The organism is Agrobacterium sp. B1(2019), from assembly GCF_008274755.1.
Taxonomy (GTDB): Bacteria; Pseudomonadota; Alphaproteobacteria; order Rhizobiales; family Rhizobiaceae; genus Agrobacterium; species Agrobacterium salinitolerans.
In genome coordinates this window covers 90900-115153 of record NZ_VTPB01000004.1, presented here as the reverse complement: position 1 = coordinate 115153, position 24254 = coordinate 90900, and the positions used below count along the sequence as shown (strand labels likewise).

The 24254-nt window shown below is 57.7% G+C and carries 21 protein-coding genes; 14 read left to right on the top strand and 7 right to left on the bottom strand.

What is annotated here, in order from left to right:
• Window positions 1–105 precede the first annotated feature (105 nt).
• Both AGR1_RS24665 and AGR1_RS24660 read right to left on the bottom strand, forming a co-directional pair.
• The gene (locus tag AGR1_RS24665; protein WP_149148633.1) at window positions 106–1335 is read right to left on the bottom strand and encodes a HipA domain-containing protein; all 1230 of its coding nucleotides are present in this window, start codon (window positions 1333–1335) and stop codon (window positions 106–108) included.
• Window positions 1328–1918, bottom strand: a complete 591-nt coding sequence (locus tag AGR1_RS24660) for a helix-turn-helix transcriptional regulator (RefSeq protein WP_149148632.1) — start codon at window positions 1916–1918, stop codon at window positions 1328–1330. Before AGR1_RS24660 ends, AGR1_RS24665 begins: the two co-directional genes overlap by 8 nt.
• A 540-nt stretch (window positions 1919–2458) precedes the next feature.
• Between AGR1_RS24660 and AGR1_RS24655 the strand changes: the two genes are divergently transcribed.
• The 13 genes from AGR1_RS24655 (at window position 2459) to AGR1_RS24595 (ending at window position 17503) form a co-directional block, all read left to right on the top strand.
• Window positions 2459–3451, top strand: a complete 993-nt coding sequence (locus tag AGR1_RS24655; protein WP_149148631.1) for an ornithine cyclodeaminase family protein — start codon at window positions 2459–2461, stop codon at window positions 3449–3451.
• Window positions 3452–3456: 5 nt separating this feature from the next.
• A complete protein-coding gene (locus AGR1_RS24650; RefSeq protein WP_149148630.1) occupies window positions 3457–4425 on the top strand; it encodes a threonine/serine dehydratase in 969 nt (322 codons plus the stop codon).
• Between the two features lie 307 nt (window positions 4426–4732).
• Window positions 4733–5521 carry a GntR family transcriptional regulator gene (locus AGR1_RS24645; protein WP_246669732.1) on the top strand — a complete coding sequence of 263 codons (789 nt, stop codon included), beginning with the start codon at window positions 4733–4735 and terminating at the stop codon, window positions 5519–5521.
• Between the two features lie 30 nt (window positions 5522–5551).
• Window positions 5552–6667, top strand: a complete 1116-nt coding sequence (gene ugpC, locus AGR1_RS24640; RefSeq protein ID WP_149148628.1) for a sn-glycerol-3-phosphate ABC transporter ATP-binding protein UgpC — start codon at window positions 5552–5554, stop codon at window positions 6665–6667.
• Window positions 6664–7593 (top strand): sugar ABC transporter permease, encoded by a 930-nt coding sequence (locus AGR1_RS24635; RefSeq protein ID WP_149148627.1) that lies wholly within the window; start codon window positions 6664–6666, stop codon window positions 7591–7593. Before ugpC ends, AGR1_RS24635 begins: the two co-directional genes overlap by 4 nt.
• A gap of 11 nt (window positions 7594–7604) precedes the next feature.
• Window positions 7605–8486, top strand: a complete 882-nt coding sequence (locus AGR1_RS24630) for a carbohydrate ABC transporter permease (protein WP_149148626.1) — start codon at window positions 7605–7607, stop codon at window positions 8484–8486.
• A 60-nt stretch (window positions 8487–8546) separates the two neighbouring features.
• Complete coding sequence (locus AGR1_RS24625; protein ID WP_149148944.1) at window positions 8547–10076, top strand: extracellular solute-binding protein; 1530 nt, start codon at window positions 8547–8549, stop codon at window positions 10074–10076.
• Between the two features lie 71 nt (window positions 10077–10147).
• Window positions 10148–12478, top strand: coding sequence for an alginate lyase (locus AGR1_RS24620; protein ID WP_149148625.1), 2331 nt, complete (start codon window positions 10148–10150; stop codon window positions 12476–12478).
• Window positions 12479–12495: 17 nt separating this feature from the next.
• Window positions 12496–13245: an SDR family NAD(P)-dependent oxidoreductase gene (locus AGR1_RS24615; RefSeq protein WP_149148624.1), complete on the top strand. Its 750-nt coding sequence runs from the start codon at window positions 12496–12498 to the stop codon at window positions 13243–13245.
• Between the two features lie 16 nt (window positions 13246–13261).
• Entirely contained in the window at window positions 13262–14431 is a 1170-nt protein-coding gene (locus tag AGR1_RS24610; protein WP_149148623.1) for an SGNH/GDSL hydrolase family protein, read from the top strand.
• The gene (locus AGR1_RS24605) at window positions 14428–15462 is read left to right on the top strand and encodes a hydroxyacid dehydrogenase (RefSeq protein ID WP_187772280.1); all 1035 of its coding nucleotides are present in this window, start codon (window positions 14428–14430) and stop codon (window positions 15460–15462) included. Before AGR1_RS24610 ends, AGR1_RS24605 begins: the two co-directional genes overlap by 4 nt.
• Complete coding sequence (locus tag AGR1_RS24600) at window positions 15459–16256, top strand: TIM barrel protein (RefSeq protein ID WP_149148622.1); 798 nt, start codon at window positions 15459–15461, stop codon at window positions 16254–16256. Before AGR1_RS24605 ends, AGR1_RS24600 begins: the two co-directional genes overlap by 4 nt.
• Window positions 16256–17503: a glucarate dehydratase family protein gene (locus tag AGR1_RS24595; RefSeq protein ID WP_149148621.1), complete on the top strand. Its 1248-nt coding sequence runs from the start codon at window positions 16256–16258 to the stop codon at window positions 17501–17503. The genes AGR1_RS24600 and AGR1_RS24595 overlap by 1 nt, the downstream gene beginning before the upstream one ends.
• A gap of 528 nt (window positions 17504–18031) precedes the next feature.
• Here AGR1_RS24595 and AGR1_RS24590 read toward each other — a convergent pair.
• Both AGR1_RS24590 and AGR1_RS24585 read right to left on the bottom strand, forming a co-directional pair.
• The gene (locus AGR1_RS24590) at window positions 18032–19099 is read right to left on the bottom strand and encodes a D-alanine--D-alanine ligase family protein (RefSeq protein ID WP_149148620.1); all 1068 of its coding nucleotides are present in this window, start codon (window positions 19097–19099) and stop codon (window positions 18032–18034) included.
• 36 nt (window positions 19100–19135) lie between these two features.
• The gene (locus AGR1_RS24585) at window positions 19136–19756 is read right to left on the bottom strand and encodes a C39 family peptidase (RefSeq protein ID WP_149148619.1); all 621 of its coding nucleotides are present in this window, start codon (window positions 19754–19756) and stop codon (window positions 19136–19138) included.
• 84 nt (window positions 19757–19840) lie between these two features.
• Between AGR1_RS24585 and AGR1_RS24580 the strand changes: the two genes are divergently transcribed.
• On the top strand, window positions 19841–20524 hold the full coding sequence (locus AGR1_RS24580) for a GntR family transcriptional regulator (RefSeq protein WP_149148618.1): 684 nt from the start codon (window positions 19841–19843) through the stop codon (window positions 20522–20524).
• Between the two features lie 246 nt (window positions 20525–20770).
• Here the strand turns inward: AGR1_RS24580 and AGR1_RS24575 are convergent, their stop codons facing one another.
• From AGR1_RS24575 to AGR1_RS24565, 3 genes are all read right to left on the bottom strand, one after another.
• Complete coding sequence (locus tag AGR1_RS24575) at window positions 20771–21544, bottom strand: SDR family NAD(P)-dependent oxidoreductase (RefSeq protein WP_149148617.1); 774 nt, start codon at window positions 21542–21544, stop codon at window positions 20771–20773.
• A 53-nt stretch (window positions 21545–21597) separates the two neighbouring features.
• Window positions 21598–22779 (bottom strand): arabinose transporter, encoded by a 1182-nt coding sequence (locus AGR1_RS24570; protein WP_210248752.1) that lies wholly within the window; start codon window positions 22777–22779, stop codon window positions 21598–21600.
• Window positions 22780–22841: 62 nt separating this feature from the next.
• Window positions 22842–24158, bottom strand: a complete 1317-nt coding sequence (locus AGR1_RS24565; protein ID WP_149148616.1) for an amidohydrolase family protein — start codon at window positions 24156–24158, stop codon at window positions 22842–22844.
• Window positions 24159–24254 lie beyond the last annotated feature (96 nt).

Here is a 24254-nt window from a genome sequence, read left to right as displayed (position 1 = left end):
GGCCGTCCACATATGGGATTCGAACCAACGGCCATCCTGTTTTGGATGGGCTAACGCCTTGAATATGCAGCAAGGCTTGATAATTGAATGCCGAGCCGCAAGACACTACTTCGCGAACTCACGATACAGCTCGACCTTCGGTGCGTGCGTATCGATCGTGTCGGTGACCTTGGCGGCCATCGGCAGGTTTTTCTTTTCCGCCTCCCATACCGCCCTAAAACGTTCAACCGTCTCGCGCGCGGTGTCGATCACCAGCTTCTCGGAAAGCTCCGCTTTCGCAGCCAGATGCGTCAGCTCATCCTTCGATAGCGCCGCCATCTTTTTTGTGCGGGAGAAATTGAGCGCCGCCGTATCTTCCCCCTCGATGTAAGGGATAGTCGACAACAAGTCATACGCTGGCGAGAGCGCAGGGGTGCGGCGATCAGGATAGATGAGCGACCAGTTCTTCAGGTGCATGTCGCCATTGCCGATTAGCGTGCTGAAGACTAGACGCCGGATGAATTCCGCCACGTCGGCCGTGCTGGTTTCGATCCCCAGCACGCGGCCGATTATCCGGTAATTGCCCTTATCGTATTTGTGGTCGGGAAAGACGCCGAAGACTTGCGCAAAGTCCTCGATATGCACCGCTCCCTCCGGCGTGCGGTCAAAACGCTTGATCGCCAGCGCCTGCCCATGCAGTTCGGCAACCCCTTGAGGCAGGCCGCTCACGGCGTCGAGATCAACCAGCTGGAGCTCAGGCACGTCCATACCCATCATGCGGGCGACGGTCATCATCGCGAACTCATTCTCGGGCACGCCACTATATTGTTGAGACGGCAGCTTCACGATCCACGAGCCGCCCGTGCCCTCGGCCGGAATGGTCAAGCCGCCGCCCTTTTTGTCGTTTTTAAAGGCCGAGAACTTCAGCTGCACACCCGCCAGCGAAAAGCGCAGCGCGTTCGGCCGCGCTTCGACGATAGCCTGCTCGTCATCCGGAGGCGCGTCATCCCCTTCGGAGGGATGCACCGTCACAGCCCCAGGCAGGTCGCGGCCGAGCATCCAGAGCAGGAAGAATTCCCGCGACGGCTTCACACCCGCACGATCAGCGAGGTATTTGCGCAGCGGTCCTTCCGGCAGTAGGTTCGAGAAGAAGGGCGGGACCACCATGTTGTACGGCCTGAACTTCGTGATGAGCGCCCCGAACGGGTCTTTCAGGGACAGGCTAAGCGTCGGCCGCTTTTCGTCTTCGATATATGCATCGTTGAACGCGAAGATGGTGCGCCCGTCCTGCAGATTCGTCAGGGTCGCAACCGGTTCCCCATACAGCCTGACATCGAGTACCGTGACCTTAGGCATTATCATCTTCCTCATCCAGCGCATAGGCCGAGCGAGGGACCGCGTCGTCACGGTCGCGGTGCACCGCGGCGTTGCGTAGGCGTCTTACGGCATGTGCGATCCTGCTCAGTTCCTGACGAGACGGCGGATCAGCCTGCCACCGGTCGAGGCGTGCAGTCGCCTCATTGAATGTGTCCATCTCCTCGGCCGACAGAGGAAGATGCCGTAAGAGCGCGAGGCTATCTTTGAATGTATCTGCCTCGGAAGCACTACCGAACCCGCCCCTGTGCTGGGCAAACCACCGCTCAAGGCGCCCCACCAGCTTGCGCTGGTCGGATGTTAGGACATCACTCGATGCCGATGCGCTATCGAGGATATTGCGGATTGCCGGCATCAGTTTTTTCGGGGCAAGGACGATCTCGAGGTCGAGCGCGCGCGCCACATCCACCAAGCTGCCAAGTCCGGGCTCCATGGTGCCCCGTTCTATCTGAGAAATATGGCTTTGCGTCAGGCCCGATCGTGCGCTCAGCTCGCGCTGGCTCATTTTCTGCGCTTCGCGCGCAGCGCGCAGCTGCTGCGTTATATGCTCCGTTTTATATGCCATATCATTATCCTGTATCGCTCGATGCGAAACATACAGGATAATATATAGAGGATTCTCAGGAGCGATGCAACGTCAATATACAAAACTGTATCAAAGCGCTGACTTATATAGAATAATGTATCGTCTTGCAGTCTTAGGGCTCACAGTTACCCATCAGCTCCTATTGGCCACCCATCAGCGCGCGCAGCAGATCAACCTGTGCAGGCCCAGCAGGTATAGTCGGGCTACGGTGGGTCGCATAAGTTCTCAATCCGTTCGCCCTTAGCGTACGATTTTGCACTCATCTTGTTCCCGCCCCTGTTAGCGATCGTAAATCTCTTCGCGGCTCTTCTGCCTGTTGGTTGGTAACACCAGATGCGACCGTTCTTCCCATCGCCTCAGGACGGCAAATTTTCTGCGAAAACAGGAGCGAGAACCGCAACAATCTGCTTGCAACGGGTTCGCATACGACTGGAAATAGTGCTCTGACCGGTGATGATTAAAAAATAAATATCACACACGCCCATAGCTCCGGCGGTCGCGAACGAACTGAGGTCAGCGATGCAGACGCTTCTACTTAACAAGAATCAAGTGAGGCGGCTCATCGCCATGAAAGATGTCATCCCCGCTGTCGAAGACGCCTATAAAGCCTATAGCAGTAATCAGGTCGAGCAGCCCGACTACATCGGGATTAGTCTTCCTGCCAGACCGGGAGAGGTAGATTTCAAGCTGGGCTATCACAAGCAGGCTGAAATCATTTCGATGAAAGCACACTCCGGAGGATTTACCCGAAACCCCGAAGAGCATGGCGTGCCGAACAGCATGGGTACCATCCTCCTTTTCGATGCCAGGAGCTGCGCGTTGATTTGCGTTATGGACGGAAGCCTGATCACGGGGCTCCGCACCGGGGCCGCCGGAGCTGTGTCCGTCAAAGCGCTTGCAAGACCGAACGGCGGTATACTCGCTTCAATCGGCACAGGCAGTCAGGCCAGAATGCAGATCCGGGCGATCAGCGAGGTCATACGGATTCAGGAAATCCACGCCTGGAGCCGTACCCCTTCGGCTTTGTCCGATTACAAGAATGACATCGAACGCGAATTCGCGATCCCCGTCATCATCGCCCCCTCAAAGCAGGAGGCTGTTGAGAAAGCCGATATCGTGATCACGACGACGCGGGGCAAGGGCGATGTCGTGCAGGCAGATTGGGTAAGGCCCGGCACGCACATTGTCGCGATCGGTACGGATCAGCGGGGCAAACAGGAGCTGGACCCCGAACTGTTCAGACATGCCAAGATCGTTGTTGATTCCGTCCAGCAATGCACACGAAAGGGTGAAACTTGGCATCCGCTGCAGAAAAACATCATCACACCGGACAATATCCACGGGGAAATCGGAGAAATCCTCCTCGGAGTGAAGTCCGGCCGGACAAACGATGACGAAATCACCATCTTCGATTCCACGGGCATGGCGATACAGGACAACACAACTGCCCGAACAATATACGAAAACGCCATTGCCGCCAACATCGGCACATTCTTTTCATTTTTTGAGTAACAGCTATGAATAGGTTTCCGACTATACAGGATATTCATGACGCTCGTGCCCGACTGGAACCCCATATCAGGCACACGCCACTGCTACGGGCGGACAAGATGGAGAAAGCCGTTGGCTGCAAGCTCTATCTCAAGCCTGAAACACTGCAGATTACCGGCGCCTTCAAAATCAGGGGAGCGCTGAACAAAGCCCTTTCGCTTCCCCGGGAAGAAATCGTAAACGGCATAATTGCGACATCGTCGGGCAATCACGCACAGGGACTTGCCTATGCTGCCAGGATGCTGGGTGTGAGGGCCATACTGGTGCTACCGGTTGGCACACCCAAAATCAAGATTGAGAACACAAAGGCCCTTGGCGCGGAAGTCATCCTGTTCGACGGCGACACCGCAGCCAGATGGAAGCGCGTCTACGAAATCGCTGCAGAAAGCCACTATGCCCCGGTTCACGCGTTTGAAGATCCGATCGTGATGGCCGGGCAAGGAACCATCGGCTGTGAGATCCTCGATGATCTTGGCGACGTGGATACTGTCATTGTGCCGGTCGGCGGCGGCGGACTGATTTCAGGGATCGCCACGGCCATAAAGGAGAGCAAACCGAACGTGCGCGTGATCGGCGCAGAACCCGCACTGACACCGAAGTACTTCCATAGCCGGATAAACAAGAGGCGCACCTCGCTCCCCTTGCAGAACACAATAGCAGATGGTTTGAGAATCAGCGTTCCCGGCCAGAACCCTTATCCCATCATCGAAAAGTATGTCGACGATATCGTCCTCGTTGAAGACGCATATATTGTCGAGGGCATGCGCGCCCTCGCAAAGGACGCAAAACTCATTGCCGAACCTGCAGCCGCTATCACCGTTGGTGCTTTACTGGCGCGTGCATTCAACGTCAGGCCTGACGAAAACGTTTGTGCAGTCCTGTCTGGCGGCAACTGGGATCTGGGCGACCTGGCCAGAATCTACGGCGACGGGTAACTCCGCGACACTTTTGGCCAATTCCCTTGTGGGCAGGACAACGAGCCATGTACGACCTCATTCTGGTCGCTAGTTGGCGTCCTAGCCAGTCGCGGGAGGTTCTATATCCAGCCTGCGGGATCATTCGTCGGCAATCTTGCAGGCTTTACGAAATCTGTGCCGGTGCGGACGCCTTGCTCCCGAAAAAGGGGGTGTGCATGCGCCTGCTACCCACCCGCTTGATATTTGCACCAGACCCGCCGCTTGACATGATCGAACTCTGCAGATATGTCAGAAATAGATCTGATATCTCAGTTATGGATTTGATATGTCTGAAACTCACGAGTTTCCATCGCTTCCCCTGTCTCAGCTCGTCACGCCTGAAGAGCTGCCGCAGGGCGGTAACATGACCAACCGGATCCATGCGCTGCTCCGCAAGCTAATCGTGGAGGTCAAGTTGCTTCCAGGGCGGGCCCTGTCCGAAAAAGAGATTGCCGCTCTCCTGAATGTAAGCAAAACGCCGGTACGCGAAGCGATCATTCGCCTGTCGGAAGAGGGCTTCGTCACCGTTGTCCCGCAGGGTGGTACCTACATCTCTCCGATCGACGTGCAGCGGTATATGGAAGCCTGCTTCATCCGGTTCAAGCTTGAAGAGGGGGCGGTCATAGAGGCTGCCAAACGTCATTCGCTCGAAGACATTGCGCGCCTCAAGACCTGCCTTTCAAATCAGCGCATTGCTGCAAAAGACGAAGAATTCACGAACTTCTTCCTGCTTGATGAGGAGTTCCACAAGAACATCTTTGCAGCCGCCCGTCTCCCGGGAGCTTGGAGTGTTGTCAACCAGGCCAAGGGGGAAATGGACCGTATGCGGCATCTGAAACGCGTGTTTGCAGTCAGACGTACAGAAAAGGTTATCGAAGAGCACGAGGCAATCGTGAATGGAATCGAGTCAGGCGATGTGGAGGCAGCCAGGGAGGCCGTCCAGCACCATCTCGGATCACTCGAGACCAAGATCGCAGAACTCTCCAGAAACCCGAAAATCTGGACCTTCATTGAGCAGGTCAACACGCGCGTCACGAGGAAGCGCGCTTCACGGGGGTCGAGGACGCCTGCCTGAACATTCAAGGCTTTTGAGGAGGGGCCTTTCATGTCTGCAGTTCAAATCAACGATGTCGTCAAGCGCTACGGCGCTCTCGAAGTCGTCCACAGTATCAATCTTTCCATACAGCCGCAGGAATTCGTTGTCCTCGTCGGTCCGTCAGGATGCGGAAAATCCACGACGCTGCGCATGCTTGCGGGGCTGGAAGACATTTCGGACGGCACGGTTTCGATGGACGGGCGGGTGGTCAACAAGGTCGCCCCAAAAGACCGCGACGTCGCCATGGTATTCCAGAACTACGCGCTTTACCCCCATCTGAGTGTGGCGGAAAATATCGCGTTTGGGCTGCGCGTCAGGGGCGAGAAGCGAGCCGTCGTCGACAAGGCGGTTACCGAAGCTGCGCAGATATTGGGACTTACCGAATATCTGGCCCGCAAACCGGCCGACCTTTCCGGGGGCCAGCGTCAGCGTGTGGCCATGGGCCGCGCCATTGTACGCAGGCCGAAAATCTTCCTGTTCGATGAGCCGCTCTCGAACCTCGATGCCAAGCTGCGCACCCATATGCGCGCCGAGATCAAGCTGCTGCATAAGCGGATGCAGGCTACCAGCATCTATGTCACCCACGACCAGGTGGAGGCAATGACGCTCGCAGACCGGATCGTCATCATGAATGGCGGTCATATCGAACAGGTTGGCTCTCCAATGGAAGTTTTCCTCGAGCCGGCTAACACCTTCGTTGCAGGCTTCATCGGCTCGCCACCAATGAACCTTCTCGACGGGACCATCGAAAAGCAGGATGGCGCCGTAAAAGTCAAACTCACGGGTGGTCTAGGGCAATATTTCAGCATTCCCGATACCTTTGCGAAGAACGCAACGCAGGGGCAGGCCGTCAAACTGGGCCTGCGCCCGGAAATCATGTCGGTGGAAAATGGCGAGGGCCGCGAGGTTCTCGATTGCAGCATCGACCTCGTGGAGCCTCTGGGCGCTGAGGCACTTCTGCATGGAAAGGCTGATGGTCAGCCATTTATCGCAAAAGCTGAAACGCTTTATGGCGACCATGCGCTCGGCGGCGTCAGCAAGCTTTGCATCGATACCGCCCACGTCCACGTCTTTGATGCCGCGACCGGAAGATCGCTCAAAATCTCGGGTGGAGCCCAGCCATGAAACAGAATTTTCGAGGGCGCCTGCACGACCTTCAGGAGGACATGCGCCGTGACTGGCAGCTCTACCTGCTGCTGGCGCCAATGCTCATCTGGTTTGCGGTCTTCCTCTACAAACCGATGTACGGGTTGGTGATCGCATTCCAGGATTTCTCGATCTTCCGCGGCATTGAAAAGAGCCCCTGGGTCGGTTTTGCCAATTTCGTGGAACTTTTCCACAACGACATGTTCGTGCGCTCCTTCTGGAACACCATCACCATCAGCGGCCTCGGCCTGATCTTCGCCTTTCCGGTGCCGATCATTCTGGCCCTGATGTTCAACGAGGTTCAGAACAGCGTTGCCCGCAGCTGGGCGCAGACCGTCGTTTACCTGCCCCATTTCATCTCTGTGGTGATCGTCGCCGGCATCGTCATCAATTTCCTCTCTCCCTCGATCGGCATCGTCAATCTCATGTTGAAAGGCCTCGGGTTTGAGCCGCTCTATTTCCTGACCCAGCCGGAATGGTTCCGTCCTATTTATATCGGCTCATCGGTCTGGAAAGAGGCCGGTTTCGAATCCATCGTCTATCTCGCCGCCATCGCCGGCGTGAGCCCGACACTTTACGAATCCGCCCGGGTGGATGGCGCGTCGCGCTGGCAGATGATGTGGCGTATCACCCTGCCCTGCATCCTGCCGACGATCGTGATCATGCTGATCATCCGCATCGGCAATCTGGTCGAAGTCGGGTTCGAATATATCATCCTGCTCTATCGCCCATCCACCTATGAGACGGCGGACGTCGTTTCCACCTTCATCTACCGCACCGGCCTGCAGGGCACCCAATACGATCTTGCGACCGCCGCCGGCCTGTTCAACGCGGTCATCGCCTTCGTCCTCGTCTATTCGGCAAATCGCATCAGCCGAAAAGTCTCGTCGACATCGCTGTGGTGAGGAGCTGAAACATGGCAAACTTCAATCTCTTTTCCCGTGGCGACAGGATTTTCGGCTGGGCAAACGCCATTCTTCTCGGCCTGTTCGTCCTGTCGACGCTCTATCCCTTCATCTATGTGCTGTCGGTCTCGCTCTCTTCGGGCGCCGCCGTCACCGCAGGCCGCGTCACGCTCTGGCCGGTCGATGTCACGCTTGCCGCCTACGATCGGGTCTTGTCCGACAGGATGTTCTGGGTCGCCTATGGCAACACCTTCATCTATACCTTCGGCGGCACGCTCATGAGCCTGCTGATCATGATCCCCGGCGCCTATGCCCTGTCGCGCAAACGCCTGCGTGGCCGCACCTTCTTCAACATCGCCATCGCGTTCACCCTCTGGTTCAACGCCGGCATGATCCCGTTCTTCCTGAACATGCGCGATCTCGGGCTTCTCGACAGCCGCTTCGGCATCATCCTCGGTTTCGCGGCCAATGCCTTCAACGTCATCCTGCTGCGCAATTTTTTCGAAGCGGTGCCGAAATCCTTCGAAGAGGCCGCCAAGATGGATGGCGCGAGCGAATTGCAGCTGCTTTGGAAGGTGTTCATTCCGCTGTCGAAGCCCGCAATCGTCACGGTCGCGCTATTCTGCATCGTATCGCGCTGGAACGGTTATTTCTGGGCCATGGTGCTGCTGCGCGGTGAGGAGAAAATCCCGCTTCAGGTCTATCTGAAGCGCGTCATCGTCGATCTCAATTCCAATGACGAATTCGCCTCGAGCCTGCTCACCGCCCACTATTCGTTCGAGACGGTGACATCAGCGATCATGATCGCTTCCATCATTCCCGTCCTCATCATTTACCCCTACGCGCAGAAGTATTTCACCAAAGGGATTCTGCTGGGCGGAGTTAAAGAGTAGCAGCACAAGGGAGGAGAACCTGTGAGAGCACTACGAAAAGGCGCGCCCCTACTGGCGTTGATGACAGCCGCAACCCTGGCCTTGCCGGTATCGGCGCAGGATTCAGGCAGGATCACCGAAGACCCGCTGGAACTGACCATCCATTTTCACTTCCGCGACAAATACGTCTATTCGGAAAAGTGGCCGGTGGAGCAGAAGGCTGCGGAAATCACCAATATCCATGTCCGCAACGTGGCATCCCTGGCAACCACCAGCAGCCGTGATGCCTTTAATCTTCTGATCGCCTCGGGCAACCTCCCAGACATCGTTGGCGGCGACGCAACCGGCGGCTTGAAGGAAGACTTCATCCGATACGGGCTGGAGGGCGCGTTCATTCCGCTCGATGAGCTGATTGAAGAAAACGCCCCCAACCTCAAGGCATTCTTCGACAGCCACAAGGAGATCCGCAATGCGATTTCCGGACCGGACGGCAAGCTTTATTTTATTCCCTATGTTCCTGACGGCAAGTTCTCGCGCGGCTGGTTCATCCGCCAGGACTGGCTCGACAAGCTTGGCCTGAAGCAGCCGGAGACACCCGAAGAGGTCTATGAGGTTCTGAAAGCCTTCCGCGACAGGGACCCGAACGGCAATGGCCTCAAGGATGAAGTGCCTTATTTTGCCCGTGAGGAAATTGATGCTGTGCGCCTGATTAACCTGTGGGACGCCCGTGTGTCGGGATCAGAACGTTATGGCGACTTTGCCGTTTATGATGGGCAGCTGCGTCACCCATGGGCAGAGGAAAACTACAAGACCGGCATCTCCAATGTCGCCAGGTGGTACAAGGAAGGCCTGATCGACAAGGAGATCTTCACCCGCGGCGCCCGTTCGCGCGAATATCTCCTTGGCAACAATCTCGGCGGCATGACGCATGACTGGTTCGCCAGCACATCAACCTACAATGACGCCCTGTCGCCCAAGATTGAAGGCTTTGCGCTGAAGCCGATGCTTCCGCCCAAGACCGTCTCGGGCCAACGCTTCGAGGATTCGCGGCGCCTGCGTGTCCAGCCTGTCGGCTGGGCGATCTCTGCGACCAATGAACACCCGGTCGAAACCATCAAATATTTCGACTTCTGGTTCTCGCAGCAGGGCCGCATCCTTTCGAATTTCGGTGTCGAAGGCCTCACGTATGAAATGGTCGATGGCAAGCCGCAGTTCAAAAAGGAAATCCTCGACAACAAGGATCCGGTCAACGCCCAGCTTTGGGCTGTCGGAGCTGCGATCCCGCGCGGATACTGGATGGATTACGAGTATGAGCGCCAGTGGACGAACAAGATCGCGCTTGAAGGCATCGACCTCTACGAAAAGTGCAACTGCCTCAAGGACGAGTTCATGGGCGTTTCCCTGAACGCCGAGGAAAAAGCGACCTTTGACCGCTACTGGCCAAGCATCCTCACCTACATGACCGAGATGCAGCAGACCTGGATTCTCGGCGCGCAGGACGTCGATTCCGGCTGGGATGCCTACAAGAAGCGCCTCACTGCTCTTGGTTACGACGAGGTCATCAAGATGATGCAGTCGGCCTATGACCGCCAGTACAAGGCGGCGCAATAAACCCTGCGACCATGATGGCGGTCTTGTCGCCGCCATCCTTTCCCTTCTGTTTTCATAGGAGTTAGAGCGCAATGCGTCCCTCTGCCCCGGCCATCTCCATACAGACACTTCTCGATGAACCCCGCCCGGGCTCATTGACCATTGGCTACGAGCCGAGCGAAGAAGCACAACCGACGGAGAACCCTCCGCGCTTTTCATGGCTACCCGATATCGACGATGGCGCGCGTTACGTGCTGCGCATTTCGACCGATCCCACCTTTGCAGACAAAAAAACGCTCGTCTTCGAAGATCTCGCCTGGAATTTCTTCACCCCGGACGAAGAACTGCCGGACGGCCATTATCACTGGTGTTATGCTCTGTGGGATCAAAAATCCGCAATTCCGAATTCCAACTGGAGCACCGTACGCAGTTTCCAGATCAGCGCCTCGTTGCCGAAGACGCCGCTGCCGGGCAGAAAGGCCCGCCACGCCGCCGCCCATGCCAGCCACCCGCGGCTCTGGCTCAATTCCGAGCAGCTGAATTCCTTCGCTGACGCTGTAGCAAAGGACCCGAATCATTGCGGCTGGTCCGAATTCTACGAAAAATCGGTCGAACCATGGCTGGAGCGACCGGTGATGCCGGAACCTCAGCCCTATCCCAACAACACGCGTGTCGCCACGCTCTGGCGGCAGATGTATATAGACTGCCAGGAAGTGATTTATGCGATCCGGCACCTGGCCATCGCCGGCGGCGTGCTTGGACGCGATGACCTCCTCGATGCGTCCCGTAAATGGCTGTTGGCCGTCGCCGCCTGGGACACGAAAGGTGCGACCTCGCGCGCCTATAATGACGAGGCGGGGTTCCGTGTCGTCGTCGCACTCGCCTGGGGTTATGACTGGCTGTACGATTATCTGAGCGAAGAGGACCGCAGGACCGTGCGGTCTGTTCTTCTCGATCGGACGCGTGAAGTTGCCGATCATGTCATCGCACACGCCCGCATCCACGTGTTTCCCTATGACAGCCACGCGGTGCGTTCGCTTTCGGCTGTATTGACACCGGCATGTATCGCCCTTCAGGGCGAAAGCGACGAGGCTGGCGAATGGCTCGACTATACCGTCGAATTCCTAGCGACGCTCTATTCTCCCTGGGCGGGAACCGATGGTGGTTGGGCGGAAGGTCCGCACTATTGGATGACCGGCATGGCCTATCTTATTGAGGCCGCCAATCTTATCCGTTCCTATATCGGTTTCGACCTTTATCAGCGGCCGTTTTTCCAGAACACCGGGCGCTTCCCGCTTTACACCAAGGCGCCTGGAACCCGTCGCGCCAACTTCGGCGACGACTCCACCCTTGGCGACCTTCCCGGCCTGAAGCTGGGTTACAATGTCCGGCAATTTGCCGGCGTGACCGGCAATGGCCATTACCAATGGTATTTCGATCACATCAAGGCTGATGCGACAGGGACCGAAATGGCCTTTTACAATTATGGCTGGTGGGACCTGAACTTCGACGATCTCGTCTATCGTCACGATTACCCGCAGGTGGAAGCCGTACCGCCCGCCGACCTGCCGTCACTCGCCGTTTTCGACGATATCGGTTGGACAACCATCCAGAAACATATGGAAGATCCGGAACGGCATCTGCAATTCGTCTTCAAATCCAGCCCTTACGGCTCGTTAAGCCATAGCCACGGAGACCAGAACGCTTTTGTACTCTATGCCTACGGCGAGGATTTGGCGATCCAGTCGGGTTACTATGTGGCGTTCAATTCGCAGATGCATCTGAACTGGCGGCGTCAGACACGGTCGAAAAACGCCGTTCTGATCGGCGGAAAAGGCCAATATGCGGAAAAGGACAAGGCCCTTGCGCGCCGCGCCGCAGGCCGCATCGTCACTGTCGAGGAAAAAACCGGACATGTTCGTATCGTCGGCGATGCGACCGCCGCCTATCAGGTTGCAAACCCGCTGGTTCAAAAAGTGCTGCGCGAGACCCACTTCGTCAATGAAAGCTATTTCGTGATTGTCGACGATGTGGAATGTTCCGAACCGCAGGAACTGCAATGGCTATGCCATACGCTCGGAGCCCCTAAGATTGGCAGGTCAAGCTTCCGTTACAATGGCCAGAAAGCCGGTTTCTACGGGCAATTCGTCTATTCTTCGGCCGGCACGCCGCAAATCAGCGCCGTGGAAGGTTTTCCCGATATCGACCCGAGAGAATTCGACGGGCTCGACATTCACCACCATGTCTGCGCCACGGTTCCGGCCGCCCCACGGCATCGCCTTGTCACGCTTCTTGTGCCTTACAGCCTGAAGGAACCGAAGCGAATTTTCAGCTTCATCGATGATCAGGGTTTTTCCACCGACATCTACTTCAGCGATGTCGAAGACGAGCGTTTCAAGCTCTCCCTTCCCAAGCAGTTCTAACACTACGAGGTTTTCCAATGCAGCGTTTTACCAACAGAACCATCGTTGTCGCCGGGGCCGGTCGGGATATCGGCCGGGCATGCGCCATCCGTTTCGCACAGGAAGGCGCTAATGTCGTTCTTACCTATAACGGTGCGGCAGAGGGTGCGGCCACAGCGGCTGCCGAAATCGAAAAACTTGGCCGCTCTGCTCTGGCGATAAAGGCGGATCTCACAAACGCCACCGAAGTCGAGGCTACCATATCTGCGGCTGCGGACAAGTTTGGGGAAATCCACGGCCTCGTCCATGTTGCTGGCGGCCTGATCGCCCGCAAGACAATTACAGAGATGGATGAAGCCTTCTGGCATCAGGTTCTCGACGTCAATCTGACATCGCTGTTCCTGACGACGAAGGCCGCATTGCCCAAAATGGCAAAGGGCGGAGCAATCGTCACCTTCTCGTCGCAGGCCGGCCGGGACGGCGGCGGTCCAGGAGCCCTCGCCTATGCCACCTCCAAAGGTGCCGTGATGACCTTTACCCGCGGACTTGCCAAGGAGGTCGGGCCTGATATCCGCGTCAACGCCGTTTGCCCCGGCATGATCTCGACCACCTTCCACGACACCTTCACCAAACCCGAAGTGCGTGAAAGGGTGGCAGGCGCCACATCGATGAAGCGGGAAGGCTCGAGCGAAGACGTCGCCGGTCTGGTTGCCTTCCTCGCATCTGACGATGCCGCCTATGTCACCGGCGCCTGCTACGACATCAATGGCGGCGTCCTGTTCTCCTGATGATCCGGATCGCCTCATGTCGATAACGCTCCCCCGGGCTGGCCGAATTGCCATTCTCGGCACCTCGCTCGTCCAGCAGAACCATATTGGTGACGCCCGCTCGCTTGCCACATCGGCACGCGGCTGGATGAGCTGGGCCGAGGTTCTGTCGCACGGCAGGCTTTGCTGCCCGGTCCATCGCGACCCTTCCGCGCCGCCCGGCTGGGAGCCGAGCAACCGGCCGGGCGTCAGCCGGTTCTTTTCCGGCCTTAATTTCGGAGTTTCCGGCCAAAAGGCGGTCGAGATCGAGCGCCGGCTGCCGCGGTTGCTGCAATCGGATTTCGATCTGATCATTGTCGATGCCGGCACCAACGACATGATGGTGGAAACGCGTCAAACGATTGCAGATACGCGGGCAAGGATCGCCTCAGTCCTGCTCGCCGCCGGCAAGACCGTCATTTTGCTTCCCATTCTGGCGCGAAGCATCGGAAAATGGCCCGCGGGCGGTGCAGAGCGGGCAAAGGCCCACTGGATCAACCGGCAGAGTATCGAATTTGCGGCCAACAACGCCAATTGCCATGTCTTCGACTGGAACTCGGCCTGGGTCGATCCCGAAAGTGAATTCGGCGAGCCCTACCCCGGCTATTCCAACGACGGCACCCATTTTGCGGTGACAGGCGCCTTTGCTGTAGGGAAATTGCTCGCCACCTATCTTGAGACGATCGCGCCACGCGCGCCGGCCCGTATCTGGGCGAAAGACGATCGTTTTGATCCGGTGGACAATCCAGCAGGCAATCTGGCATCGGATTTTTCAGCCCTGACAGTCACGAGAACTGGTGAGCAGAGCCACCGTCTCGGCGGAAGGCTTGTCCACCCGGGCACAGGCGTATGGGTTGAGGCCATATGCGATGTCGAGGTACCAGCGCATGACGAGGTGTTCGGAATCTCGCTCCGTCTTAAAGATATCGCAGCCGATGGACAGGAGGCAGTCTCGCTTGCCCCTTTCCTTTCGGATGACGGCATATTTTTTCCTTTCCCAGCGACCCAATGGTGCGGGGCGCTTAGAACTCCCCCCCTGAAACTCAGGCCAGGGGGAGCCCCTCCCGAACTTTTTTTCGATGTGATCCTGCAGCCCGGTTCTCGTCCGATCGAAATTGATGTCACCCGCATCGAGGTTCGCCCTGTTTCAAGTCCGGTACGCCCATGAGACAATCTCAGGGCAAACCACGGCTGTTGATTGCCATGCGTAACGAACTTCCCGCAGGTTTCTTTGGTTCGCGCGAATGGGCACGGCTGAATTCCATTGCCGACGTCATCCCGGGTTTCCCCTATACGGATTTCGATACGGCCGCGGGTGCAGAAGCTCTGGCCGATGCCGATATTCTGCTCTCCGCCTGGGGCACGCCTTCCCTGACGCGCGAGCGTCTTGCCCGTGCGCCAAAGCTCAGGATGGTTGCCTATGCCGCATCATCGGTTCGCACCCTTGCGCCTGCTGAATTCTGGGAAACATCCGATATCCTCGTCACCACGGCGGCATCCGCCATGGCCGTGCCGGTTGCCGAGTTTACATACGCTGCAATCATCATGTGCGGCAAGGATGTGTTTCGTCTTCGAGACGAACATCGGGCAGAACGCGGCACGGGCGGCTTTGGCAGCAGGCGTGGCATGAGTCTGCCATATCTTGGCAATTATTCGCGCAAAGTCGGCATTGTCGGTGCATCACGGATTGGTCGGCTGGTCATGGAGTTGCTGGCGCGCGGAAAATTCCAGATCGCCGTCTACGACCCTTTTATTTCAGCGGAAGACGCGGCCGCATTTGCTGCTACGAAAATGGAGCTCGACGAGCTTCTCGTCTGGTCCGATGTTGTCTCGCTGCACGCGCCAATCCTGCCCGAAACCCGCCACATGATTGGTGCCCGTGAACTGGCGCTGATGGCCGATCATGCGATCTTTATCAATACGGCACGCGGCTGGCTGGTTGATCACGATGCCTTGCTCGCCGAAGCAGTTTCAGGGCGTTTGCGTATTCTGATCGATACTCCGGAGCCGGAACCCCTGCCGCCGGATAGCCCATTTTACGATTTGCCCAACGTCGTGCTCACCCCGCATATTGCCGGGGCGTTGGGCAATGAATTGCGGGCGCTTTCCGACTTGGCCATCACCGAGATTGAACGTTTCGTTGCGGGACTTGCGCCGCTTCACCCGGTCCATAAGCGGGATATGGAGCGCATGGCATGAGAGCTTTCAATTATTGTTTTTCGACGCTCGGTTGCTCCGAACTCAGTCTGCATGAGACAGCCGATCTGGCAGAGCGCCACGGCATAACCTGCGTGGAATTGCGCGCACTATCCGGCACCATCGACCTTATAGCTGCACTCACTGCCGAATTTGGCACACCTGCCCGATTTGCCACCTTCCTGAGGGAGCGCAACCTCAGGGTTGCCGCTCTCAACACATCCATGCGGTTGTTCGGGAGCGATAGTCTCTCCGAGATCGAGCCCTTCATCGACTGGGCAGAGGCTGCCAACGTCGCCAATCTGCGGATATTCGACGGCGGCAAGAAAATTGGGGCGGAAGATTTGGACCGTTCGGCGACACTGCTGGATAATTGGCAAGCCCTTAGACAGATACGTGGACTGAACGTCGACCTGATGATCGAAACCCATGATGCGCTTTCGGATCTCGAAAAGCTTCTCGCCTTCATCGAGCGAGTGCCGGCCGCCCGGATATTGTGGGACACCCACCACACCTGGGCAAAAGGTGCCGATCTCGACACTATTTGGCGTCGGATCAAAAGAAACGTCGTCCATCTGCACGTCAAGGACAGTATCGCGGATGGCGACGGAGAACGCCGATACGTTTTACCAGGGCAAGGCGAATTTCCCATCGCGGCGTTGCTTTCCATTCTTCAGCCGAACGAACGGCAAATCCCTCTCAGTCTGGAATGGGAACGCCACTGGCACCCCCAGCTGCCACCGCTCGCAGATGCACTCAAGGCCGCGCGCAGCTGGTGGCGACAAGGAGTCTTTTAATGCGCATAGCCGAAATTCAACTCACACCCGTCGCCATCCCCGACAAACCCCTTTTGAACTGCAAAGGTGTCCACCAGCCCCATGCACTGCGCACGGTCATCGAGGTCACATGCGATGACGGCACGGTCGGCCTCGGGGAAAGTTATGGAAGTATCAAAGCACTGGAAGGTCTGCGGCGCGCCGCTCCCGCACTCATCGGACTGGATCCGTTTCATCTGCATGAATTGAAATCACGTGTTTTTGCCGCCTTGCCCGGTGCTGGTGGCATCAATGCCAAGTCGGCTGTCGCTGATCACAAGCTCACGGACGTGGTTGCTTCGGCCTTTGAAGTTCCCTGCCTCGACATTCAAGGCAAGATCCTTGGCCGCCCGGTGTGCGATCTCCTCGGTGGTGCTGTCCGCACGAGTGTTTCTTTCAGTGCCTATCTGTTTTTCAAGTTCGCCTCGCATATCGGCGAAGATCCGGACGAATGGGGGGAAATCCTGACACCTGACCAGATGGTTGGCGAAGCGCGCAGGATGGTTGCAAAATACGGTTTCCAGTCGCTGAAAATAAAAGGAGGCGTGCTCCACCCCGACCTTGAAATAGAAACAGTGCTGAAACTTCGGGAAGCTTTCCCGCGCCATCCTTTGCGCATTGACCCAAACGGCGCCTGGACGGTCGAGACTGCAATCTATGTGGCGCGCAAGCTCGAAAACGTTCTGGAATATCTGGAGGATCCTGTCCTGGGCATGGACCAGATGGCGCAGGTAGCCGCCGCAACCTCAATCCCCCTCGCAACAAACATGATCGTGCTCGAGTTCGATCACATTGCCACTGCCTTCAAGAAAAAGGCAGTGAATATTGTTCTTTCTGACCATCATTACTGGGGTGGACTTCGGGCCTCGTCTCATCTTGCAAAAATCTGCGAAGTGCTGGACCTGGGCCTTTCCATGCATTCGAACTCACATCTGGGGATCACCCTCGCCGCGATGGTCCACGCCGCTGCCGCGACACCAAACCTTACCTTCGAGTGCGATACGCACTACCCATGGACCGCTACTGACGTAACCGAGGGGACGCCCTTCACTTTCCGCAACGGGAAACTTGAGTTGCCGGCAACCCCCGGGCTTGGTGTATCGCTGGACAGAGAAAAACTCGCGTCTCTTGCTGCACTTTATGAGAAAAGCAGTTCGAAGGAACGCGACGACACGGCATACATGAAGCTTTTTGATCCGCTATACGAGAGACTTGTGCCACGCTGGTGAGGTTGCCTCTCGGGCTTGCCAGCCTCACACATCGCAACGCGTCGGGACGAGACATGTCTTTGATCGCGAACATACAACCATGCTTTTGTGAAACCTGTTGGTTGATTTGTCGCAGCAATTTTATTCTATGAGAGAGTTGCTCCCGCAGTCCATGGGCCTGCAAGTTGGTTACTTGATCTGGTCGAGAGCTTAGGCGACTGACAATGGTCGTCGCCTTCGCCTTGAAAGAAGTCGAACTTTCGACCCCGCGCCTGGGATTGGCTAGATATTTGCAACACAATTCATTCACACTCGCAAACGCCGCCCTGACTTACTTTGCTGACTAATCGGAAGAATGCGCACCGAAAGGGTAATCAAGCTAACGGCGGTATAGCTAAGTTCGCCAGAAAATTTAAGAAACACGGCAGACGCAGGCATGCAACGGGCGACCAAACCGGCTTATTCCAGTTCTTGTGACAAGAGCAGACGAAGCTGTGGCGTTTTCTTCCCGGCGCATGTCTACCACACCTGCAAGAGGCATTTTGCGGCTCAGAGTCCCGCACGTGCCAGACCATACTCGACGAGCCTGTCGATTACCTCGGGATAGCTGACGCCGCTTGCCGCCATCGCCTTCGCATACATGCTGATATCAGTGAATCCGGGAATGGTGTTCACTTCGTTGATCAAGAAACTCATGTCCTCGGTAAGGAAGAAATCGACGCGCGCCATGCCGTCGCAGCCGAGCGCCCGAAAGGCCAGTGCTGCCGTTTCGCGGATCTTGGCTTCGACCTCGGCCGGAAGCTCGGCCGGAACTTTGAGCGCCGCCCCATCCTCATCGATATATTTCGCATCGTAGCTGTAGAAGCCATGACTTTCGGCCGGGACGATCTCACCCGGGCGGGAGACGAAAAGGCCGCCGTTGGTGTCCTCAAGCACGCTGCACTCAATCTCGCGGCCGCGGATGAACTCTTCGGCAAGCAGCTTGCGATCATGCTTGAAGCCCTCCGCCAGCGCTGGCGGAAATTCTTGGCTGCCGGAAACCTTTCGCACGCCGACTGACGAGCCCTGCCGCGCCGGCTTAATAAACAAGGGCAATCCCAACTCGCTTTCAAGCTCGTCGAAGGACGGCGCCCGATCCGCATGCACAATCACTGCCCGCGCCACTGGCAGCCCCGCCGCCCGCAGCAACTGCTTGGCAGTATCCTTGTCGAGCGCGATCGCCGAACCCAGGATGCCGCAGCCGACCAGTGGGACGCGAGCTACCTCCGCCAGTCCCTGCACGGATCCATCCTCACCGAAAACGCCGTGCAGCACTGGGAAGAGGATATCGATCTTCCCGGCATCGCTCATCTTACCTCTATCTATGGCGATCATCCGTCCGAACCCACCGGGCACCAGTGCGATTTCGGCGCCGTTTGCCGGCCTGGCGAGCACGCCATTTTCGAAATGGCTGAGCAGCCACTCGCCTTCCCGCGTCACGAAGATCGGCACTGCCTCGTATTTCGAGGGCTCCAGTGCCCCTACGACATTCGTCGCCGACATGACGGAGACGTCGTGTTCGGCCGAGCGGCCGCCGAAGAGAACGGCGATGCGTAGCCTGCCCCGGGAAGATGTCATGAAAATCTCCAAACTGATCTGGTGTCGAAATGGATGTCAGAAGCCGATCGCGATGCCGCGATTGGCGAAGAAGCGGTCGAATACGACAAGTGGCAGCGCGACATCCGCCCGGCTCGCGGCATCATGGCCGGATGGATTATGGAAACGGACCGTCTCACCGGAGGCTGCCGTCACCAGAACGAGATGCCCGCCTTTTGAAGGCGGCATGCGTTCCGGGCAGCGAATGTTGCTATTGACGGAGGCAATAAAGAATCGTCGTTCCGCGAGCATGCCGGGGATGTTCTCCGTCGCGACTCCCGTTATTACTTCTGCCGTGAGTCCGAAGCGTTCGCGCACGTAGATCACGAAAGGCGCATAGATCAGCCCCTTGATCGAGGCATCTAATTCGTTGACGACGTAGCCACCATAGGCGGCGCAGCCGCGGGCGAGAGCCAGCGTTGGATGCAGGTCACCGCGCGCCGCCAGGATCATCTTTAGGCAGGCCATGCCGCAGACATTGACCGCCCAGCGCGCGTATTCTTCGATCGTCTCGGCGCCAGACTGCCGCCACAGCGGATCACGTAGCAGCGCCCCAGATCCCTCGGCAAGCACAGCCGATGTCATTTCCGGCGTTTCCCACTGACTGAAATAAGGAACGACGCCCGATGATGATGGCATGGCAACAATCTCCTGCACGTGTATACTCGTATACGAGATTCGCTGACGTAATCAAGATGATTGCTGTTTAAGAAAAGGTCGGGCATGGACGATGTCGTGGCAGTAAATATTGAAGCTATCCGGCCGGAGACCGTGGCGGATCGTATCGCAAGGGTTTTGCGCGAAGCTATTTCCGGTGGTGAGCTTCGCGGTGGCGTCGCGCTGCGGCAAGACGAACTGGCCGCACGATTTGGTTTCAGCCGCATGCCTGTGCGTGATGCGTTGAGGCTTCTGGAAAGCGAGGGCCTCGTAACCATCCATCCGACGAAGGGCGCGTTTGTGGCAAGATTTGATGCCAAGGAGATTGCGGAGATTTATACTATTCGCTCACTACTGGAGACGGAGGCCCTACGCCTGTCATATGCTGGGTTAACGACGGCCGATCTCGACAGGGCTGCAACGCTTCTCGCACAGATCGACGCTGAGACGGATGTGGGGCGTTGGGGGAGGCTGAATAAGCAGTTCCACATGACACTTTACGGTGCCTGCAAAAATGAGCGGCTTATCGGCCTCATTGCTACTCACCATGATGCGGCCGACCGCTATGTGAGGGTGTTACTTTCAAGCCTGGACTATGAGCAGCAATCTCAGGATGAGCACCGTGCTCTGCTAAAAGCTTGCAGAGATCGGAATATCGATGCTGCAATTGCAATCCTGCAGGGTCATCTGCTTGAGGGAGGTCGTAAACTCACGGCATCGGAGATAGCAACATTCTCCGAGCCTGAGTGATCCGACCCGTCACCCGGCAGTTTCGAGGACCAAAGGCGCTACGGGAACAGGGCGTTCTACCCCGCTGTCTCAAAGTCGTTTTGCTCGTGAAGGGATATGAACCTGAGACCCGCTCGTCTAACAATTGTGCCAACATTTACCAATGCAGATTTGATTGGAGGGGAGTGCCGTCGTTCGAGCAATGCTTGCGGCAGTCGGCAGCAATCGCATGTTACACTTCGACTACCCTCCAACCTCTTGTCGTTTTCAACTCGGTAGCTGAACTCCTGCGAGCTTTAGGCAGATCTCGAGAAGTTCTTCCTGTAGCACGACATCATTTGCGAGCGGATTGGGGCTAAGCGGTGCCATATGATAGAAATACTGGCCGCTCACCTTCGCAGCGCGGTCATCGCTTGTCGCAAGCCAAGCTTGGGTGCGATGGGCCTGGTTGAGATCGTCCGGGGCGCCTGCGCCGCCCATGCGGGTCGCGACCCAGCCTGGTTCGAGGGCATTTGACAGCAAGTCGGGATATTTGCGGGCAACGGCAAAGGCGAGAAGGACGTCGTGGAGCTTGCTTTCCGAATAGGCCTCCATGCCGCCCCAACGGCGCTTTCTCCAGAGCACGTCGTCGAGATGGGGCTCGACATGGTGATGCAGGCCGGAACTTAGATAGACGAGGCGTTTCGGGCGCTTGATTAAAGCGGTCAAGATGTAGGGGGCGATGACATTGATCGCGAACACATGCGGTAAGCCGTCTTCGGTCTCGATGCGCCGCGGCTCGCGATAGCCAACTCCTACATTGTGGATCACGGCATCGAAGGTACCAAGTGCATTGGCCTGTTCGGCGACGCTTCGTGCACCAGCGATGGTCGAGACATCGCCCTCGATGACCGCCTCGGCGCCTGGAAGCCCCTTGAGTGCCGTCTTGGCACGTTCAGCGTTGCGGGCGTGTAATGTGACGGTGTGGCCTTCTTCTGCGAGAAGCTGCCCGGCCATCAGGCCAAGGCCCTCGGAGGAGCCGGTGATGAGGATGCGGGACATGATTTTCTCCTTTTGAGATACTGGAGCCGGCGGCTCACCGCCGGCCATCGATTTCATGCGGGGCGGCTGGAGCGCGCGACGAGGATACCGATGACGGCGGCTATAGCGCCGAGCAGGTAGACGCTGGCGTAGCCGAAATGAGCGGCGACGAGGCCTGCGAGCGGGCCGGAGATGCCGTAAGCGATATCAAGAAAGGCGACGAATGCGCCCATGGCGCTGCCACGGTTGGCAGGCGAAACCCGCTTCAGGGCCTCGACGCCAAAGCCTGGAAACACTAGCGCGCAGCCAAGACCAGTGACGAAGGCACCGAAGAATGCGACATAGGGGTTCGGCGCGAGCCAAAGCATGGCCTGGCCGGCGGCCTCGACGGCAAGCGACCAGATCGCGACGCGGTAGCCGCCGATCCTGTCGGGCAGACTGCCAAAGGTAAGGCGGACGAAGATGAAGCCGACGCCGAAGGCGGTCATTACCCAGCCGGCATTGGCCCAACCCTCCGCTGCAAAATAGAGCGAGGCAAATGCCGTCAATCCGGCAAGACCGACGCCCTGCAGCATCAGGCCCAGGCCTTCGCGCCAGATCTGGCCAATGACACGATAGAAGGGCTCACGCACGCCGCCGAGCGAAAACCAGGCGCGCTCGCGAAAGGCGATTGCTGCGGCGACAAGGGGGGCGGCGACGCAAGCTATCATCGCCGCTTCGAGGCCAGTGACCTGATATAGCGCCATGCCGACCGGAGCGCCGATTGCAAGGGCTGCGAACATGGCTATCCCGGTCCAGGACATCGACATGCCGGAGCGTTCAGGCCCAACCGAGGCGATCGACCACGACACGCAGCCGGTGACGAACTGGCTTTCGCCGAAACCCGCTGCAAGCCGGCCAGCGACGACGATGGCGATGCTGACAACCGGCGAAAAGCCGGGCAAAGCGGCAATCAGATACAGCAGGCCGGCAATCGCCAACACGGCGCCGCCGATCAGCGCTGAGCGCTTGCCGCCTTGTTCATCGGTTATCCGACCAGCATAGCCGCGGGTTAGCACGGTAGCGACAAACTGGACGCCGATGACGAGGCCGACCGTAAGGCTGTCGAAACCGAGATGGTCGTGAAGGAAAAGTGGAATAACCGGGAGAGGCATTCCGACACTGAGGTAGCCTATGAACAGCGCGGCTATTACGCCGGGCGCTGGTCTTGAGAGTGTGTCTTGCGCTGGTTCTCGCATGGTGCTGGCTGCTGACAAGACAGCCTCCTTTTTGACGATGACGGAGGGAGAGCGCCGCCATTGGACAGCGCTCGGACGTTTCAAGAAAAGAACGGCGGGCTGTAATTGCCGGCTTCGAAGAGCTGATCGCGCGAGGCGGTGACATCGGCCTTCAGCTTTTCAACATCGACGCCGAGAAGCTTGCCACCCAGCTTGCGCACCTGACCCGCGACCATGACGGTATCGACATCGGCGCGCTCGACGGCTTGAACGACTGTGCCGATCGCGTTGGTGACCGGGAACACGGCGATGCCATCGGTTCGGAGCATGATCAGGTCCGCCTGCTTGCCGGGAGCCAACGTGCCGATTTGGCTATCGAGGCCGGCGGCGCGGGCGCCGTTAATGGTGGCAGCCTCCAATACCGCTTTTGCCGTAATTGCTGCCGGCACATCCGCCTCACCACGGAAGCGACGATTACGCATTGCGAAGCGCTGGCCGGAGAACAGCGCGTGCATTTCGCCAAACATGTCACTGCCGAAGGCGGTGTCGAGGTCAATGCCGATCGCCGGTGTCAGACCGTGATCGACCGCCTGCTGATAGGCAAAGCCGTCGTCATCGAATCCGAACAGGGCGTCGGAGCGCGGGTTGACGGTGACATTCACGCCGGCGTCGGCAAGTCTTTTCCAGGTTTCTTCGGGGAGCCGAGTGCAATGATTGAAGATGTTATCCGCTCCGAGCAGGCCGTCGATTTCCGGTCCGAGTTTGGCGAGATCGCCGATGAACTCGGTAAGGATGCGCATGTCGAGCCGTCGAGCGACCTGCCACCAATCGCGCTGGAGCTGGCCGAACAGGCCGACGCGCACCAGCCCTCCATTATGATTCCAACGCGCGGCGAGCCGTTCGAGATCGTCAGGCAGATGGGCGCTCGACGCTTGCTTGTCCATTGCCGTTCCCACCATATGCAGCGCACGGATGCCGCTGTCATCGAGTGCGTCGAGAGCGGCGTCTGTGTGTTCGGGGCTGCGCGAGGAATGGCAGGCGTCTATGATCGTCGTGATGCCGGCATCAAGAGAGGCAATCGCCGTGAGCTTGGTGCTGATGTGCATATCCTCGGGACGATAGTGTTTACCCATCGTCTCCGCGACGACGTCGATGTAGGCGAACAGGTCATCCACGTCCGGCATCATCCTGCGCATTGCGCCAAGCCACATATGATGATGGGCATCGACGAGACCCGGCATGATGATCTTGCCTGAGGCATCGATGACCTCAGCGTCTTCAACAGAGAGCGAAGAGGCGATATCGGCGATCCGCGTCCCCTCGACCAGCACGTCGCCGCGTTCGAAGTTCGGCACAGCCGAATCCATGGTGATGACGGTCGCGCCTTTGAAAAGCGTGCGTTTGTTTTCTGTGCTCATGTTCAAACTCCTCTTTCAGGCGGTTGATCCGCTGAAGGGAATATGATCCAGCGCGGGACTTGAATTAAGTGCGCTATTGTCAGATCATTGCTGACT

Coding starts and splice junctions, on each gene's coding strand:
- AGR1_RS24665 (WP_149148633.1), bottom strand. CDS start 1,335: ATGCCTAAGGTCACGGTACTCGATGTCAGGCTGTATGGGGAACCGGTT.
- AGR1_RS24660 (WP_149148632.1), bottom strand. CDS start 1,918: ATGGCATATAAAACGGAGCATATAACGCAGCAGCTGCGCGCTGCGCGC.
- AGR1_RS24655 (WP_149148631.1), top strand. CDS start 2,459: ATGCAGACGCTTCTACTTAACAAGAATCAAGTGAGGCGGCTCATCGCC.
- AGR1_RS24650 (WP_149148630.1), top strand. CDS start 3,457: ATGAATAGGTTTCCGACTATACAGGATATTCATGACGCTCGTGCCCGA.
- AGR1_RS24645 (WP_246669732.1), top strand. CDS start 4,733: ATGTCTGAAACTCACGAGTTTCCATCGCTTCCCCTGTCTCAGCTCGTC.
- ugpC (WP_149148628.1), top strand. CDS start 5,552: ATGTCTGCAGTTCAAATCAACGATGTCGTCAAGCGCTACGGCGCTCTC.
- AGR1_RS24635 (WP_149148627.1), top strand. CDS start 6,664: ATGAAACAGAATTTTCGAGGGCGCCTGCACGACCTTCAGGAGGACATG.
- AGR1_RS24630 (WP_149148626.1), top strand. CDS start 7,605: ATGGCAAACTTCAATCTCTTTTCCCGTGGCGACAGGATTTTCGGCTGG.
- AGR1_RS24625 (WP_149148944.1), top strand. CDS start 8,547: ATGACAGCCGCAACCCTGGCCTTGCCGGTATCGGCGCAGGATTCAGGC.
- AGR1_RS24620 (WP_149148625.1), top strand. CDS start 10,148: ATGCGTCCCTCTGCCCCGGCCATCTCCATACAGACACTTCTCGATGAA.
- AGR1_RS24615 (WP_149148624.1), top strand. CDS start 12,496: ATGCAGCGTTTTACCAACAGAACCATCGTTGTCGCCGGGGCCGGTCGG.
- AGR1_RS24610 (WP_149148623.1), top strand. CDS start 13,262: ATGTCGATAACGCTCCCCCGGGCTGGCCGAATTGCCATTCTCGGCACC.
- AGR1_RS24605 (WP_187772280.1), top strand. CDS start 14,428: ATGAGACAATCTCAGGGCAAACCACGGCTGTTGATTGCCATGCGTAAC.
- AGR1_RS24600 (WP_149148622.1), top strand. CDS start 15,459: ATGAGAGCTTTCAATTATTGTTTTTCGACGCTCGGTTGCTCCGAACTC.
- AGR1_RS24595 (WP_149148621.1), top strand. CDS start 16,256: ATGCGCATAGCCGAAATTCAACTCACACCCGTCGCCATCCCCGACAAA.
- AGR1_RS24590 (WP_149148620.1), bottom strand. CDS start 19,099: ATGACATCTTCCCGGGGCAGGCTACGCATCGCCGTTCTCTTCGGCGGC.
- AGR1_RS24585 (WP_149148619.1), bottom strand. CDS start 19,756: ATGCCATCATCATCGGGCGTCGTTCCTTATTTCAGTCAGTGGGAAACG.
- AGR1_RS24580 (WP_149148618.1), top strand. CDS start 19,841: ATGGACGATGTCGTGGCAGTAAATATTGAAGCTATCCGGCCGGAGACC.
- AGR1_RS24575 (WP_149148617.1), bottom strand. CDS start 21,544: ATGTCCCGCATCCTCATCACCGGCTCCTCCGAGGGCCTTGGCCTGATG.
- AGR1_RS24565 (WP_149148616.1), bottom strand. CDS start 24,158: ATGAGCACAGAAAACAAACGCACGCTTTTCAAAGGCGCGACCGTCATC.